Consider the following 16,296-nt stretch of genomic DNA (forward strand, 5'->3'; position numbering starts at 1 on the left):
GCTACAACACCACGTCGCCCAGCGCCCGCCGGCCGGCATCCACCTCGGCAAATACCCCGAACGCCGCCGAAATCATCGCGCACAGGCGCTCGACCTGGACAGCGCTGTAGCGATCACTGCGGTAGGTGACCACCAGTCGCAGCGAGCGCTGGCCGTCGAACACATCCTCCATGATCTCGAACTGCAGGCCGAACATCGACTCGCTCTTGTCCGGGTCGATCTGCTTGTAGCGGATCGCCTGGCCCTCGGGCGTGTGCAGGGCGCCATTGAGGGCGTTGTTGGCGTGGATCTGCACGTACACATCGAACATCAGGCCCTCGGCGGGCGTCATGCCCAGTGCCTGCTGGATGGTCTCCATGGGCACGTCGGCATAGGCCATCGAGTCGTTGATCATCCGCGTCACTTCACCCAGCAGCTCGCCCAGCGACTGCTCCGGGGCGAACTGCACGCGGTGGGCGACCATGGTGGTGAAGTAGCCGACGGTGTCGAAGAACGCCGGATCCGTACGCCCCGAGGCCGAGGTCCCGATCACCAGGTCCGAGAGGTTGCCGAGCTTGTGCAGCGACAGGGCGATGGCGGTGTAGATCACGCTGAACAGCGATGATTGGTGCTGCCGGGCACTGGCGCCGAGTTGCTCCAGCACGCCGGGTGCGGGGCGCAGTTCCAGCCAGCGTGCGCGTGTGGTGGCTTGTTCGGCGGGAACGCTCGGGGCGTCGGCGCAGGCGGGCAGGGCAAGGCCACGGGTGGCGTCGCGCAGCAGCTCGGTCCAGTACGCCAGGTGGCGCAGGTTCGGGCCCTGGGCTCTCTGGGCGAGGGCGAATTCGTGGAAGGTACGCGCTGCCGTCGGCCATTGCGGCGCCCGGTCCTGGGCGCGGGCCAGGTAAGCCTCGGCCAGTTCGGCCATGATCACGTTCAGCGACCACTCGTCGATGGCCATGTGATGGACCAGGAACGACAGCACCTGGTGGCCGCTGTGCGGGTCACGCAGCAGACGCAGCCTCAGCGGCAGCTCGCGGGCCAGGTCGAAGCGGTGCTTGGCCTCGCTGGCAAGGCTTGCCCCGGTGCTCTCGGCGCTGCTCCAGAACCACTTGTAGCGGCCCAGTTCGGCCAACGGCACGATGCGCTGGCAGGCGCTGTCGCCTTCGCCATGGTAGGTGGTGCGCAGGCTGGCGTGGCGTTCCAGCAGGTCAGTGAAGGCCTGTTGCAGCAGCACTTCGTCCACCGGGTCGTGGAAGTCCAGGGCAAAGGGCAGGTTGAAGATGGTGCCGTAGTCGAAGGCCGCGCAGGCGCGCCACAACGATGCCTGGGCCAGGGCCATCGGCGCTTGCTGGATTTCCTCGGCCAGTTGGCTGACCTGGTCGGCTTGCCCTTGGCTCAGCTTGGCGCGGTTGGCCAGCGCCGACGCGCTGGGCGAGGCGAAGAAGTCGCTGAAGCGCAGTTCGATACCGTGCTCGCCCTGCAGGCGGCCGATGATCCGCGTGGCCAGCAGCGAGTGGCCGCCCATGTCGAAGAAGTCGTCGTGCAGGGTCATGCCAGGCTCCGCCAGCGCCTGGCGGAACGCGTCGAGGATGCGTTGCGCGATGTCCGTCGAGGGCGCCTGCGACAGCGGTTCGAGCAGCAGTGGCTGGTCGCAGGCCTGGGCGTCGTATTCGGCGCGGATGCGTTCGAGCAAGGCTTGTGGCGACTGGCGCAGCACCGCATGGCAGAGCAGGCCGAGCGCGGCCTGCTGTTCGCTGGCCAGCAGCAGGGCCTCGAACGGCGGCTGCCTGGTGGAATCCCAGGGCGCCGCCTGGCGCGCCCGCAGCAGGGCGTCCATGCCCTCGGCCGCGCCCCGTTCGATACGCAGGCACGGGTACCAGCCGGGTTCCTGGGTCTTGTACAGGTCGCCGTCGTCGCTGAAGTGGTAGCGGCTGTTCAGGCCCGGCGTGGATTCGACCACCGCCTGCACGGCCAGGGCCAGCAGCGACAGGTCGGCCCGGGGGCCAAGGCGCCAGGCACCCAGTTGCCGGTGCAACCGCTCGGGTTGCTGCTGCTGGGCGAACCAGGCGAGTTCCTCGTGTTCGTCAAGGACCTGGGGCGAGGGTGGGGTGGTGTTGCGTTCCAACATAGCTAGCTTCCTGCTGTTCGATCGTTCAAGGCCCGCGTCGGCCTCACTGCCATCCATGGATCGCGGTGAGTGGCCGCGCAGAGGGGTTGCACCACCGGGGTGCATTGCGTGAATCCCGGGGATTCGTTATGGTGTGAAAGATGCAAATAATTATCATCTAGATTGGCGCACGTCAAAGCAAGCCGTCTGGAATGCACCACGCTCAGGGAGAGGTACCGTGGACAACGGAACGTTCGCGCTTCGTCAGCAGCTGCACCAGCTGTATCAGGATCATCACGGCTGGCTGTGCGACCTGCTGCGGCGCAAGTTGGGCAACTCGGTGGACGCGGCGGACCTGGCCCACGACATTTACCTGCACCTGATGAACAAGGGCCAGGTGCCCAGCGCCGAGCAGTCGCGCTGCCACCTCACGCAGATCGCCAACGGCAAGGTCATTGACCTGTACCGCCGTCGCCAGCGCGAAAACCGCTACCTCGAAGACCATGGCCTGCTGCCCGAGCCACGGGTGCCGTCGGAGGAGGCGCGGGCGTTGGTGGTCGAGGCCCTGGGGGCAATCGACAGCGCCCTGCAGCGGCACTCGCCCAAGGCGCGCCAGGCCCTGTTGCTGTGCCGCCTCGACGGCATGGCCCATCGCGCCATCGCCGCCGAGCTGCGGGTTTCGGTGTCCTCGGTGGAAAAATACATCGCCGCCGGCCTGCGCACCTGCAGGCGCTACCGGCTGGGCGGCGCCTGAGCGTGCGCAGATTTTCTTGCGGGTTTGACCGCCTCGTGCGGAATACAGGTTGAGAAGGACACGCGGGCAGGGCGCCCCTGGGACGGCCCGGCCCGCCCCTCGTGCTGAAAAGGAGCATTCATGAGTGTTGAACAAGGGGTGGCGGAATCGTCCGCCCGTGGGCCGGTCGCCGCAGTGCTTGCGCCGATACGCGGCCGATTGATCGTCGCCGGGCTGCTTGCCGCCCTGGGCGCCATGCTGACCCTGGCGCCCCTGGCGGCGATCGCCGAAGTCGCCCGGCTGGCCTTCGCCGGCGGGCAGGGCCTCGACCAGGCCTGGCCGGTCATCGCCGTGGGGCTGGGTTGCCTGTTTGCCGGCATGGCGCTGATCTCGCTGGGCGACCTGGTGGCGCACCTGGCCGACAACCACATCACCGGCACGCTGCGCCTGGCGATCATCCGCCGCCTGGCGCGGGTGCCGCTGGGCTGGTTCACCAGCCGCGCCTCGGGCGAGGTCAAGCAGGCCATGCAGGACGACATCGGCATCCTGCACAGCCTCACCGCGCACTTCTATACCACTCTCGGACGCAGCGCCGGGGCGGTGCTGGCCTCGATCGTCTACCTGTTCGCCATGGACTGGCGCATGGCGATCGTGTCGATGCTGCCGTTCCCGCTGTTCTTCCTGTTCTTCGCCCGCGCCCACCAGGCCAGCGCCCGCAACATGCAGGCCTTCGGCGCCGGCATGGGGCGGATCAACCAGGCGGTGGTCGAGTTCGTCAACGGCATCCCGGTGGTCAAGGCCTTTGGTGGCCAGCGCAAGGCCCATGGCAGCTACCGCGAGGCGGTGGACGCCTTCGCCGCGGCCTTCACTGACTTCACCCGGCCGCTGGTCAGCGCCATGGCCAACGCCAACGCAATGATCGCCCCGGTGTCGGTGCTCGGCGTGGTGCTGGCGTTCGGCACCCTGTTCGTCGGCCTGGGTTGGATCACCCCGGTTCAGGTGCTGCCGTTCGCCCTGGTGGCGCCGGGCATCTGCGCACCGTTGCTGTTGCTGGCCTACATCACCCACGACCTGAACAACGCCACCGGCGCCGCCCAGCGCGTGCAGGCGCTGCTGCGCACACCGGTGCTGGAGACCGACGACCAGGGCGCCGCCGGCAAGCTGCCGGCCAATGCTCGGATCGAAGTGCAGGGCCTGGGCTATCACTATGACCCGCGCAATCCGGTGCTGAGCGAGGTGTCGTTCACCCTCGAGCCCGGCACGGTGACCGCGGTGGTCGGCGCCTCGGGGGCCGGCAAGTCGACCCTGGCGCGCCTGCTGCTGCGTTTCTTCGACCCCAGCGCCGGGCGCATCACCCTGGGCGGCGTCGACCTGCGCCAGATCGACAGCGCCCAGCTGTACCGACGCATCGGTTTCGTCCTGCAGGACGTGCGCCTGATCCATGCCAGTGTGCGCGAGAACATCGCCCTGGGCCGGCCTTCGGCGAGCCAGGAGCAGATCGAGGCGGCGGCACGGATCGCCAATATCCACGAGCGCATCCTCGCCCAGCCGCGCGGCTACGACGCGGTGATCGGCGAGGACGTGCAGTTCTCCGGCGGCGAGCTGCAACGGCTGAGCATCGCTCGCGCCGTGCTGCTCGACCCGCCGGTGCTGGTGCTCGACGAAGCCACCGCGGCGGCCGACGCCGAGAACGAAGTCAAGCTGCAACAGGCGCTGTCGCGCTTCGCCCAGGGCCGCACGCTGCTGGTGATCGCCCACCGCCTGGACACGGTGATGCATGCCGACCAGATCCTGGTGCTGGACCAGGGCACGGTCGCCGAGCGCGGCAATCACGACGAACTGCTGGCCCGACGTGGCCTGTACGCCCGCTTGTGGGCTGCCGGGGGTTATGTGAAAGCGCGGGCGACCGCGCAGGTGGAGGAGCACTGATCATGCTGGGGATTTTCGTTCGACTGCTCGGCGCCGACGCCGTGTTCCTGCGCCGCTACCTGCGCCTGGCGCTGGTGTATGGCGTGCTGTGCGGGCTGACCATCGTCACCCTGGTGCCGATCCTGCGCCACCTGCTGGGCAACCAGCTGGAAGCCGCCGGCCAGTGGCTGGCGCTGCTGGCCCTGGGCGTGGTGGTGTGCTGGTACCTGCGCCGGCGGGTGGAGAAGGCCGGCATCGCCGTGGGCATCGCGGTGCTGCGCGGCGGCCGCCAGCGCCTGGGCGAGCATGTCGGCACGCTGCCGGTGGGTTGGTTCAGCGCCGCCAATACCGCGCGCCTTAGCCATGTCACCACCCAGGGCATGATGGAGATTGCCCAGCTGCCAGCCCACGTGTTCACGCCGCTGTTCACCGGGGTGGTGACGCCGCTGGTGATCCTCGTCGCGCTGTTGCTGGTCGACCTGCGCCTGGGCCTGGTGGCCCTGGTCAGCCTGCCGCTGCTGGCCCTGGTGATGCTGGCGACCATGCGCCTGGGCCAGCGTGCCGACCAGCGCTACCAGCGCGACACCGCGCAGACCAGCCAGCGCATGGTCGAGTTCGCCCAGGCGCAGTCGGTGCTGCGCGCCTTCAATGGCGAGCAGGGCGGCACGCGCTTCCTGGAGCAGGCCGTGGCCCAGCAACAGCAGGCCGCGCGCAAGCTGATCCAGCTCTCGGCGCTGTCGTCGGTGCTCAATGTCTGGGCGGTGCAGGCCAGCTTCGCCGCCTTGCTGGTGGTCGCCACGCTGTGGCTCGGCGAGCAGGCCGGCGCTGCCTTCGACAGCGCGACGGTGATCGCTACCCTGGTCGCGCTGGTGCTGGCGACCCGCTTCATCGATCCGCTGCTGGACGTGGCCGGCTACAGCGAGGTACTGCGTGGCACCCGTGGCCAGTTGCAGGCGGTGGCCGAGCTGCTGGCCGTCGAACCGCTGCCCGAACCCGCTGCGCCGCAGGCGCCGGCCGACGGTTCGGTGCAACTGGAACAGGTCGGTTTCCGCTACGGCGATGACCAACCCGAGGTGCTGCGCGAAGTCAGCCTGGACATCGCGCCCGGCAGCATGACCGCACTGGTCGGCGCGTCGGGGTCGGGCAAGACCACCCTGGTGCGCCTGATCGCCCGGTTCTTCGATGTCACCCAGGGCCGGGTCAAGGTCGGCGGGGTGGATGTGCGGCAGATGTCCGCCGAACAGCTGGCCGGGCAGATCAGCCAGATCTTCCAGGACGCCTACCTGTTCCAGGGCAGCATCGCCGACAACATCCGCCTCGGCAAACCCGACGCCAGCGAGGCCGAGGTACTGGAGGCAGCGCGGCTGGCCGGGGTGCAGGAGATCCTCGAGCGCCTTCCCGAAGGCTTGCACACGCCGGTGGGCGAGGGCGGGGCGCGGCTGTCCGGCGGCGAGCGCCAGCGCATTTCGATTGCCCGTGCCTTGATCAAGGACGCGCCGATCCTGCTGATCGACGAGGCCACCGCGGCGCTGGATGCCGAGAACCAGGCGGCCATCGCCGAGGCACTGGCCCGGCTGCGCGGCAAGCGCACGCTGATCGTCATCGCCCACCAGCTGTCGACGGTGGCCATGGCCGACCAGATCGTGGTGCTGGACCAAGGGCGCATCCGCGAGCAGGGTGCCCATGCCCAGCTGGCTGCCGAAGGTGGGCTGTACGCGCACTTCCTTGAGCAGCGCCGGGCCGCCAAGGGCTGGCGTATCGGCGAGGCGGCGGGTGATGGAGTGACCGCTTGAGTCGGGTGCTGCTGCCAACGCTGTTGTTGCTGCTGTGTGGCGTTTCATTGATGGTCGGGGCCAGCCAGATGTCCTGGTCGGCCTTGTGGTCGGCCAGCGACGATGCCTGGCTGACCCTCACCGCCAGCCGCTTGCCACGCCTGGCGGCGCTGGTGCTGACCGGTGTCGGCCTGTCGATCTGCGGGGTGATCCTGCAGCAGATCGTGCGCAACCGCTTCGTCGAGCCGGCCACCTGCGGCGGACTCGACGCGGCCAAACTGGGCATCCTGGTGGCCCTGACCGTGCTGCCCGGGGCCGGGGCCAGCGGGCGCATGCTGTTCGCCCTGGTGTTCTGCCTGCTGGCGAGCCTGGTGTATGTGGCGATCATCCGCCGCATCCGCTTCACCAACCTGGTGCTGGTGCCGGTGATCGGCCTGATGTACGGCAGCCTGCTAAGCGCCATCGCCGAGTTCTACGCCTATCGCCACAACATCCTGCAGAGCATGCAGGGCTGGCTGCTGGGCGACTTCTCGCGGGTGATCGAGGGCAACTACGAGATCATCTACCTGATCCTGCCGATTGTCGTGCTCACCTACCTGTACGCCCAGCGCTTCACCGTGCTCGGCATGGGCGAGGGCATGGCCACCAGCCTCGGGCTCAACTACGCGGCCACCGCCATCCTCGGCCTGGTGCTGGTGGCGGTGACCGTGTCGGCCACGGTGATCACCGTGGGCGCGATTCCCTTCGTCGGCCTGGTGGTGCCTAACCTGGTGGCGCTGCGCTACGGCGAGAACCTCAAGCGCACCCTGCCCATCGTCGCCATGTGCGGCGCGGCGCTGCTGCTGGCCTGCGACATCCTCGGCCGGCTGCTGATCCACCCCTACGAAGTACCCATTGGCCTGACCGCCGGCAGTGTCGGCGGCGTGCTGTTCCTGTTGCTGATCCTGTGGAAGTGCAAATGATGCGCCGCGTCGCCTGGTTGTTGTTGCCGGCCCTGGCGCTGGCGTTCCTGCTGCTGGGCTCGGGCATGGACTTCAGCTACGTGATCCCCAAGCGCCTGGTGCGCCTGGGCGCGATCGTCGTGGCCGGGGTGTGCATCGCCTTGTCCTCGGTGATCTTCCAGACCCTGGCCGGCAACCGCGTGCTGACCCCGGCGATCATGGGCTACGAAGGCATCTACCTGTTGTTCCAGGCCCTGCTGGTGCTGTGGCTGGGCACCGCCAGCGTGGCGCTGCTGGGCGCCCAGGGCAACGCGCTGCTGTCGATCGCGCTGATGCTCGGTTACTCGTGGCTGCTGCAACGCTGGCTGCTGCGCGAGGGGCGGGGTGATGTCTACCGCCTGTTGCTGCTGGGCCTGGTGCTGACCATGGTGCTGGGCACCTTCACCCAGTTCATCCAGCTCAAGACCAGTCCGGGGGAATTCTCCATCCTGCAGAGCCTGGGCTACACCAGCTTCAACCGCGCCCAGCCGGCCCAGGTGCTGTACTCGGGCCTGCTGGTGGCGGCGGTGGCGCTGCTGGTGGCGCGCGGCACGCGGGTGCTCGACGTACTGGCGCTGGGGCGCGACCAGGCCATCGCCCTGGGCCTGGACCATGGCCGCTGCCTGCGCCTGCAGATGGCGCTGATCGCCGTGCTGGTGGCGGTGTCCACCAGCCTGGTGGGGCCGACCGCGTTCATGGGGGTGTTTGTCGCCAACATCGCCTACGCCCTGGCGCGCAGCGCCCGGCACCAGGTGACCCTGCCACTGGCCTGCGCCGTGGCCATCGGCATGTTCCTGCTCGCCCAACTGCTGGTCGAGCACCTGTTCAACTACCGGACCAGCGTGAGCATCCTCGTCAACCTGGTGTGCGGCGCGTACTTCCTCGCGCTGATGGTCCGCACCCGAGGCACCCCATGATCACCCTTGAACACCTGCACAAGGCCTACGGCGAGAAGACCGTGCTCGACGATGTGAGCCTGGCGTTTCCCGCAGGCCAGGTCACTTCGCTGATCGGCCCCAACGGCGCCGGCAAGAGCACCCTGCTGATGTGCATCGCCCGGCTGCTGCCGGCCAATCGCGGGCGGATCCTGCTCGACGGCCAGGACATCGGTCGCATCGCCATCGCCGACTACGCCCGCCGCGTGGCCACCCTGCGCCAGGTGCTGGACTTCAACCTGCGCCTCACCGTCGAGGAGTTGGTCGCCTTCGGCCGCTTCCCGTACAGCCGCGGCCTGCTGACCGCCGACGACCGGCATGTGATCGACGAGTCGCTGGATTTCCTGGGGCTGCAACCCCTGCGCGGGGCTTACCTCGACGAGCTCAGCGGCGGCCAGCGACAGATGGCGTTCCTGGCCATGACCATCGCCCAGCGCACCGACCTGCTGCTGCTCGACGAGCCGCTGAACAACCTCGACATGAAGCACGCGGTGCAGATCATGCAGGCGATCCGCAGGCTCTGCGACGAGCAGGGGCGCACGGTGATCCTGGTGGTGCACGACATCAACTTCGCCGCCAACTATTCCGACCACATCGTCGCCATGAAGGGCGGCGCCGTGCACAGCCACGGGACGGTCGCCGAGGTGGTCACCCAGGCCAACCTGCGCGCGCTGTTCGGCCTGGCCTTCGAGATCCTGCCCAGCGCGCACGGTTTTGTCTGCAACTACTTCAACCCATCACTATCGAGAGAGCTGGTATGAACGGAATCTGCAAGATACTGCTGGCCGCCGCCGTGGCGGCCGCGCTTCCCGGCTGCGACCAGGCCCCGCCGGCCCAGGAGCGCGCCGCCAGCGCCGACTACGCCCCGGTGAAGGTCGAGCACGCCCTGGGCACCACGCTGGTCGAACACCAGCCGCAGCGCGTGGTGGCCTTCGACATGAGCGAACTGGACACCCTCGACCAGCTCGGCGCGCCGGTGGTCGGCATCGCCAAGGACTATGTGGCGGGCTTCCTGGTCAAGTACCGCGACGACCCGCAGGTGGCCGATGTCGGCACCACCATCCAGCCCAACCTCGAACGCCTGCATGCGCTCAAGCCCGACCTGATCCTGATTTCGCCGTTGCAGGCGCAGAGCTACCAGGAACTGAGCCAGATCGCCCCGACGGTGCACTACGACATCGATATGGACAACCGCCAGGGCAACGTCATCGAGACCGCCAAGCAGCACTTGCTGACCGTCGGGCGGATCCTCGGCAAGGAAGAACGGGCCCGGGAAACCGCCGCGCGCATCGACGCCAAGGTGGCCCAGGTACGCCAGGTGACCGACGGGCGCCCGGAAAAGGCGCTGGTGGTGCTGCACAACAACGGCGCGTTCACCGCCTACGGTGTGCGCTCACGCTATGGCTTCATCTTCGACACCCTCGGGGTCAAGCCGGCCAGCGACGACATGCAGGCCGGCCTGCACGGGCAGCCGATCTCCAACGAGTTCATTCACCAGGCCGACCCGGACATCCTCTACGTGATCGACCGTACGGCGGTGATGGAGCGCCGGGCCGCGCTGGACCGCGAGACCCTGGACAACCCGCTGCTGCGCCAGACCAAGGCGTGGAAAAACGGCCATGTGGTGTTCGTCGACCCGCAGACCTGGTACCTGTGCACGGCCAGCGTGACCTGCCTGGAGCGGGTAGCGGACGAAGTGGTGAAGGGGTATCAGGGCTGATCCTGCCATTTGACACACTCCCTGTAGGAGCGGCCTTGTGCCGCGAAAGGGCCGCAAAGCGGCCCCGGCGATCTTTGCGTCAACGCTGAAATCCTGGGGCCGCTGCGCAGCCCTTTCGCGGCACAAGGCCGCTCCTACACGGATAGTGGCCAAATGACTGTGATTTCTGTTGAGGGATTCACCGCCTCGTACGGAATGACTAATGAGAAACATTACCATTCCGTCCCAAAGGACCCCCTCATGTCGCCACTGCAATACCCCAAGGCCCCAAACCTGCCCCGCAGGGCCTTGCACATAACCCTGCTGCTGGGCATGGCCACCCTTGCCGGCAATGCCTTCGCGCAACCGCCACGCCCCACCTCCTCGGCGCAGCAACAGACCCCCGATGTGAAGGAAGAGGGCCTGACCCTGCCGGAAACCCTGGTACAGGACACACGTGACTCCCTCGGCGCTCCGCCAGCGGAATATGCCGGTGGCCAGGTCGGCTCAGGCAGCCGGCTCGGCCTGATGGGCAACAAGGACTTCAGCGAAACCCCGTTCAACGCCATCAGCTACACCAAGGAATACATCGAGAACCGCCAGGCCCAGGACATCGGCTCGGTGATCGGCGCCACCGATCCGTCGGTCTACGTGCCGAGCAAGCGCGGCATCTTCGAAACCTTCTTCATTCGTGGCCTCTACAGCACCGGCAACGACATCACCTTCAACGGCCTGTCGAGCATGGCGCCGAACATGCGCGGCTCCACCGAGCTGGCCGAGCGCATCGAGGTGCTCAAGGGCCCGTCGGCGCTGCTCAACGGCATGCCGCCTGACGGCAGCGTCGGCGGCAGCATCAATATCGTGCCCAAGCGAGCCGGCGACGAGCCCCTGGCCCGGCTGACCGCCTCCTACGAGTCCGATGGCCTGGCCGGCATGCATGCCGATATCGGCCGCCGCTTCGGCGACCAGAAGCAGTTCGGCGTGCGCTTCAACGGCGTCTACCGCGACGGCGACACCCCGGTGGACGACCAGCAGCACCGCATGCAGTTGTCGTCGCTGGCCCTGGACTGGCGCGGCGAGCGGGCGAGGGCGTCGCTGGACTACTACCACCAGCGCGAGCGCATGGACGGGGTCAACTATTTCGGCATCTCTTCGATCAGCCCCGGGGTGACCCACCTGCCCAAGGCCAAGAAGGGCGATCACTCGCTGGCTCCGGAGTGGGGCTACACCGTCAACGACACCGACACCGTGGTGCTGCGCGGCGAGTACGACCTCAACGACTCGCTCACCGCCTTTGCCGGCTGGGGCCATAGGGAAGGGGGCTACAACGCGCTGATGACCAGCGGCATGCTGCTCAATGATGCCGGCGACATCGCCGCCACACCGATCCGCTCGGCCCGCGACGGCGAGCAGAAGTCTGGCGAAGTCGGCCTGCGCGGGCGTTTCGCCACCGGGCCCGTGGACCATGCCTGGTCGCTGGCGGCCACCCGCTACGACTCCGAGAACAGCTTCAAGGACAAGCGCCTGCCGACGCGCATCCTCACCAACTACTACAACCTGGACTACGGCCCGCGCCCGGAGATCGGCGAGTACGGCAACGTCACCTCGCGCATGCGCGCCCGGCTGAGCAGCGAAGCCTTGCTCGACACGATGTCGTTCCTCGATGACAAGGTGCAGTGGACCGTGGGTGCACGCCACCAGAACGTGCGAGCGTCGAACTACGACGGCAACCACCAGCGCACCTCCAAGGCCTACGATGAAAGCCGTGTATCGCCGGCCACGGCCCTGCTGGTCAAGGTCACCGACGAGCTGTCGCTGTACGGCAACTACATCGAAGGCCTGAGCCAGGGCGGCATCGCGCCGGACAACGCGCGAAACGCGGGCGCGATCATGGCGCCGTACCAGACCAAGCAGTACGAGCTGGGCGCCAAGCTCGACCTGGGCACCTTCGCCCACACGGTCAGTGTCTACCAGGTGAAGAAGCCAAGCGCCTATACCGACCCGGCCACGCAGATCTACGGCGTGTACGGCGAGCAGCGCAACCGTGGCCTGGAATGGTCGTTCTTCGGCGAGCTCGAGCCGGGCCTGCGCCTGCTGGGCGGTGCGTCCTACACCAAGGCCGAGCTGACGAAATCGATACGCAAGGAGAACGAAGGCAACCAGGCCACCGGCGTGCCCAAGGTGCTGGCCAAGCTCGGCGTCGAGTACGACTTGCGCGCGCTTCCCGGCCTGACCCTGACCGGCAACGCCAACTATGCCGGCCGGCGCTACGCCACCGATGCCAACAACCTGTCGCTGCCGTCCTACACGATCTTCGACCTGGGCGCCCGCTACAGCCTGAAGATTTCGGACAAACCGGTGACTTTCCGCGCCACCGTGCAGAACGTGGCCAACAAGGCTTACTGGATCGGTTCGTGGAACGGCGGCGATGGCAGTGGCCTGTCCGGCGGGCTGGGGACGCCGCGGTCGTTGTTGTTCTCTACCTCGGTGGATTTCTAGCCAGACCAGCGCTGGCTACGTGGGAGGGGCGGTGCGACTTGCACCGCGATCACCACGCAGCCGGTGCCAGGCTCTGCAGCCCATGGACGCTGGATGACCATTTGCTACTTTTGCATCAAACTGCTGAACGGCCTTGCAAAATGGAGCACTGGTGAAGGTGTTCATGAGCGGGCGGTCAGTTTCAGCCCGACTACTGAGGAGATCCGATCATGGTGACTCGTATCAAAGCCTGCTCAATCTTGGCCAATGAAAAAGAACACATGCGGTTAACATTGGAAGCACTGGCGGATGTTGATACTGACTGTGTGATTGATCATCAGGCCGTTCAGGCCTGGGTTGATAGCCTCGGCACGGACACACCATTACCAGCGCCGCACGGTGACGCATAACCGCTCGTACAGGGTTCGAAGTTGACAAGCATCATCAGCGTGGGAGCGGGCTTGGCCCGCGATCACCGGCATAGCCGGTGCCAGGCGTGTGGTCACCAAGTGCTTGGCGATAGTCTTGCAGCGCCTACAAGATCGAGCGCCGCCCGCGCGGCGCATCGCGGGACAAGCCCGCTCCTACATTTTTTGCAACGTGCCGAACCTGTCAGGCTATGGTTGCCCGCCTTGGCGCTTGCCTTGAGACAGGTGAGGCGCCAGTGGTGCCCACGCTGAAACCGCGTCATACCAACAAGACGGACCCGGTAATGGCACAGGATTGACTGGCCCGAAACAGATGTAGGAGCGGCCTTGTGTCGCGATGCGCCGCGCGGGTGGCGCTCGATCTCAAGAGCGCTGCAACTCTCTTGTCGGACACCCCGCAGCCCCCTCACACCCGAAACCGCGACACACTCGCCTGCATACCCTGGGCAATCTCCCCCAACCGCTGCGCCGCCGAGGCCAGTTGCCGCGTGGTGTCGGTACTGTCCCTGGACATGCGGGCAATCAGCTCGACCTGCTGCGCCACCTCCTGGCTGGCCTTGGTCTGCTCGCCGATGGTCTGCGAGATCTCCTCGACCACCGAGGCGGCGCGGCGCGCCCCTTCACGAATCTGCTGGATCGACGCCCCGGCCTGGGTGGCCAGCTCCACCCCGGCGCGTACCCGGGTGACGCCAGTCTGCATGCTGTCCACGGCATTGCCAGTGCTGTGGCGGATGCGCTCGATCATGTCGGCGATTTCCCGGGTCGACTGCGCCGTGCGCCCGGCCAGGCCGCGCACCTCGTCGGCCACCACGGCGAAGCCGCGTCCGGCGTCGCCGGCGCGAGCCGCCTCGATGGCCGCGTTGAGGGCCAGCAGGTTGGTCTGCTCAGCGATGGTATTGATCACCTGGATGATCGAGTAGATTTCCTCGGAGCTTTGCCCCAGCACAGTGATGGTTTCGGAGGAGCGATTGACCGCCTCGTCGATCCCCTGCATGCCGCCGACTACGCTGAGGATGACTTCGCCACCGTCGCTGGCCAGGCGCTCGGACTGACCGGAAATGGACTGCGCATCCCGGGCATGTTCGGCGATCTGCGCCAGGTTGGCGATCATCTGCTCGGTAGCCGAGGCCATGCTCACGGCGCTGTCGGACTGCTGGCTGGTGCGTTCCACCAGGCTGCTGGAGGCCTGGCCCAGTTCATCGGCTACCTCGCGCAGCAGCAGGTTTTCTTCGTGGATCGCCTTGATCATGTTGCCCAGGCTGTCGCGCATGTCGGCCAGCGAGCGCAGCAGGTGCCCGGTCTCGTCGCGGTCATGGACCTGGATCTGAGTAGTCAGGTCGCCCTGGGCGATGCGCTCGGCCACCGCCATGGTCCGGCTCAGGGGGCGCAGGATCGAGCGCAGCAGCAGGACGGTGCACAGCGCCAGGACCAGGGTGGCCAGGATCATCCCGCCGACCAGCACGGCGATGCCCTGGTGCAGGGTGGCGGTGCTCTGCTCGCGGCTCTTGTCGGCGTTGCCGGCGATCAGGTCGCTGAGGGTGCTGTTGCGCTGCTCCAGCTCCTTGAACGCCGCGACGAAGGCCGGCAACTGCGCCTGTGCCTGCTCGGGCGACTTCAACGCCAGCTGGATGATCGAGGTGGCGCTGGCGATGTACTGCTCCAGCAACGGGCCCAGGTCGCTGATCGCCTGGTGCAGATCGGTGTCCAGGGGCAGCTCGAGATTGCTCTGCACGACACTGCGGAACCACTTGGCGTGCTCGTCGAGGTCGGCCAGCACCTGGTTGGCGGTATCAACGTCGTCCGGCTTGACCAGCAGGGCGGCGAGCACGTCGGCACGCAGTGCGTCGTGCATCATGTCGCCTTCCATGTGATTGCGCAGGGCGGCCATGCTGTCCTCGCTGCGCTTGAGTGCCTGGTTCTGGTCATGCTCGGCGAGCAGGCCGCTACCGCCGAGCAACAGCGCGGCGAGGATGCTGACCAGACCGAACCCGATGGTTTTCTGGCGAATGTCCATTTCGAACGGCTCCATGAGGTAGGTCTGGTGAGCATAGATTGCTGGGTGTTTTTCGCCGTCGCTGCAGATTTTTCTATGATGCGAGGCAACGGTGTAGCGGATCGAACTTCTGGCGCTACGGTCGCGCGGCTATCGACCGGAGCTGTCTTCCTTGATAGCCGTCAATGGGCAGTGACCGTTGGCCCCAGCGGCGTCCGCCTGCGTTGGCGTGTAGAGTCCACGCTCCAGCATCGCTTGGCTGCTTGGCCAGACGTCAGGGCGTGGTAGCGGTGTATAGAAGGTCAACGTCGGCTCGGCGACGGACTGGCAACTGAAGCCGATATGGCGAATGAGTACTTCCTGGTGGCGTTGCCAACCGTCAGGTAGTCGTGCCAGCAATCGGGTGTCAAACGGCTGCCAGAGTTGACCTGACGATGGATGCCAAGGGTAGGTCAAGTAGATTTCGATAGCTTGCCCCTGACGGTGCTGTACCCAATAGCCGCCCTGGTCGAGCAACCGCGTATCGCGCAGCAGCGCTGCTAGAAGGTCGCGATGAACGGCATGCACCTGATGTAGCAAACGGTGATGCTCGCCCGACTGGCTCAGGCGCGCACTGCAGTATTCGCTGCGCTGCAAGTTGTCGCCATCCCAGGCAAGGCCAAGGCGACGCTCGCCGGTTTCATCGCGGTAGTGCATGAATAGCGTGCCGCGATTGTGCCGAGCGTCAAGGTCGACCGCGACACCTTGATAGCGTGAAGTGACCGAGTACTGTCGGTGCAGTTCGAGCCAAGCCGACGGGCACTCCAGGGCTGACAGTAGACCGTGCAGCCGGTCGAAGTCGACGCGGCTGTGACGGTGGGCCGCCCCGAGCCAGAACATGGGCTTGGGGCGGGTTTGCAGGCGACCGTCCAGCAGCCGCCACGAACATTCCAGGCGCAGACCTGGCAGGGCAGCGAGGTGCTGCCCCAGCAACTGTAGTCGAGGCATGTGCGGCGACGCCATTACAGACCTTTGGCGAGCTGCGTGAGGCTGACCTGGCTCCAGTTGCGCAAGTGCTCCGAGCCTGCCAACGGCTCTAGGATTTGTGGGTTGTCCAAGCACAATGCATGGAGTTCCGCCAACGTGAAACTGTAGCCCAGTGCTTCGCTCCAGCGCAGCAGCCCGTGCCAGTCGCCGGGGGCGAGCAAGGCGAAACTGGGGCCGACCTTGGCGAAGAACGCCGGGTCCTGGAGTTTCCGGACAAACGAATTCAAGGCATCGCTATTGCTCATCAACATAACCTGT

12 protein-coding genes and 1 pseudogene are annotated in these 16,296 nt (G+C 66.7%); 9 read left to right on the forward strand and 4 right to left on the reverse strand.

The features are described 5' to 3' along the window. Position 1: 1 nt before the first annotated feature. On the reverse strand, positions 2-2,107 hold the full coding sequence (locus NMG10_RS01880; protein ID WP_254463668.1) for a condensation domain-containing protein: 2,106 nt from the start codon (positions 2,105-2,107) through the stop codon (positions 2-4). A gap of 217 nt (positions 2,108-2,324) precedes the next feature. Between NMG10_RS01880 and NMG10_RS01885 the strand changes: the two genes are divergently transcribed. The 9 genes and pseudogenes from NMG10_RS01885 (at position 2,325) to NMG10_RS01925 (ending at position 13,001) form a co-directional block, all read left to right on the forward strand. Further along, the gene (locus NMG10_RS01885; RefSeq protein ID WP_254463671.1) at positions 2,325-2,840 is read left to right on the forward strand and encodes a sigma-70 family RNA polymerase sigma factor; all 516 of its coding nucleotides are present in this window, start codon (positions 2,325-2,327) and stop codon (positions 2,838-2,840) included. Between the two features lie 120 nt (positions 2,841-2,960). Next, entirely contained in the window at positions 2,961-4,748 is a 1,788-nt protein-coding gene (locus NMG10_RS01890) for an ABC transporter ATP-binding protein (RefSeq protein WP_254463673.1), read from the forward strand. Between the two features lie 2 nt (positions 4,749-4,750). Then, positions 4,751-6,520 (forward strand): ABC transporter ATP-binding protein, encoded by a 1,770-nt coding sequence (locus NMG10_RS01895; RefSeq protein ID WP_203646453.1) that lies wholly within the window; start codon positions 4,751-4,753, stop codon positions 6,518-6,520. Positions 6,521-6,570: 50 nt separating this feature from the next. Next, positions 6,571-7,461, forward strand: a complete 891-nt coding sequence (locus NMG10_RS01900) for an ABC transporter permease (protein WP_232856261.1) — start codon at positions 6,571-6,573, stop codon at positions 7,459-7,461. After that, the gene (locus NMG10_RS01905; RefSeq protein ID WP_254463771.1) at positions 7,461-8,396 is read left to right on the forward strand and encodes an iron chelate uptake ABC transporter family permease subunit; all 936 of its coding nucleotides are present in this window, start codon (positions 7,461-7,463) and stop codon (positions 8,394-8,396) included. The genes NMG10_RS01900 and NMG10_RS01905 overlap by 1 nt, the downstream gene beginning before the upstream one ends. Further along, positions 8,393-9,175 carry an ABC transporter ATP-binding protein gene (locus NMG10_RS01910; RefSeq protein WP_254463675.1) on the forward strand — a complete coding sequence of 261 codons (783 nt, stop codon included), beginning with the start codon at positions 8,393-8,395 and terminating at the stop codon, positions 9,173-9,175. The genes NMG10_RS01905 and NMG10_RS01910 overlap by 4 nt, the downstream gene beginning before the upstream one ends. Continuing rightward, on the forward strand, positions 9,172-10,134 hold the full coding sequence (locus tag NMG10_RS01915; protein ID WP_254463677.1) for a siderophore ABC transporter substrate-binding protein: 963 nt from the start codon (positions 9,172-9,174) through the stop codon (positions 10,132-10,134). Before NMG10_RS01910 ends, NMG10_RS01915 begins: the two co-directional genes overlap by 4 nt. Before the next feature lie 240 nt (positions 10,135-10,374). Next, positions 10,375-12,612: a TonB-dependent siderophore receptor gene (locus tag NMG10_RS01920; RefSeq protein ID WP_254463679.1), complete on the forward strand. Its 2,238-nt coding sequence runs from the start codon at positions 10,375-10,377 to the stop codon at positions 12,610-12,612. A 201-nt stretch (positions 12,613-12,813) separates the two neighbouring features. Beyond that, a pseudogene (locus NMG10_RS01925) lies at positions 12,814-13,001 on the forward strand (CopG family transcriptional regulator). Between the two features lie 424 nt (positions 13,002-13,425). Here NMG10_RS01925 and NMG10_RS01930 read toward each other — a convergent pair. From NMG10_RS01930 to NMG10_RS01940, 3 genes are all read right to left on the reverse strand, one after another. After that, positions 13,426-15,033 carry a methyl-accepting chemotaxis protein gene (locus NMG10_RS01930; RefSeq protein WP_254463772.1) on the reverse strand — a complete coding sequence of 536 codons (1,608 nt, stop codon included), beginning with the start codon at positions 15,031-15,033 and terminating at the stop codon, positions 13,426-13,428. 129 nt (positions 15,034-15,162) lie between these two features. After that, positions 15,163-15,999 carry a hypothetical protein gene (locus tag NMG10_RS01935; RefSeq protein ID WP_232856219.1) on the reverse strand — a complete coding sequence of 279 codons (837 nt, stop codon included), beginning with the start codon at positions 15,997-15,999 and terminating at the stop codon, positions 15,163-15,165. A 14-nt stretch (positions 16,000-16,013) separates the two neighbouring features. After that, positions 16,014-16,283 carry a hypothetical protein gene (locus NMG10_RS01940; RefSeq protein ID WP_232856220.1) on the reverse strand — a complete coding sequence of 90 codons (270 nt, stop codon included), beginning with the start codon at positions 16,281-16,283 and terminating at the stop codon, positions 16,014-16,016. Positions 16,284-16,296 lie beyond the last annotated feature (13 nt).

The organism is Pseudomonas sp. DVZ6, assembly GCF_024259445.1.
GTDB lineage: Bacteria > Pseudomonadota > Gammaproteobacteria > Pseudomonadales > Pseudomonadaceae > Aquipseudomonas > Aquipseudomonas peradeniyensis.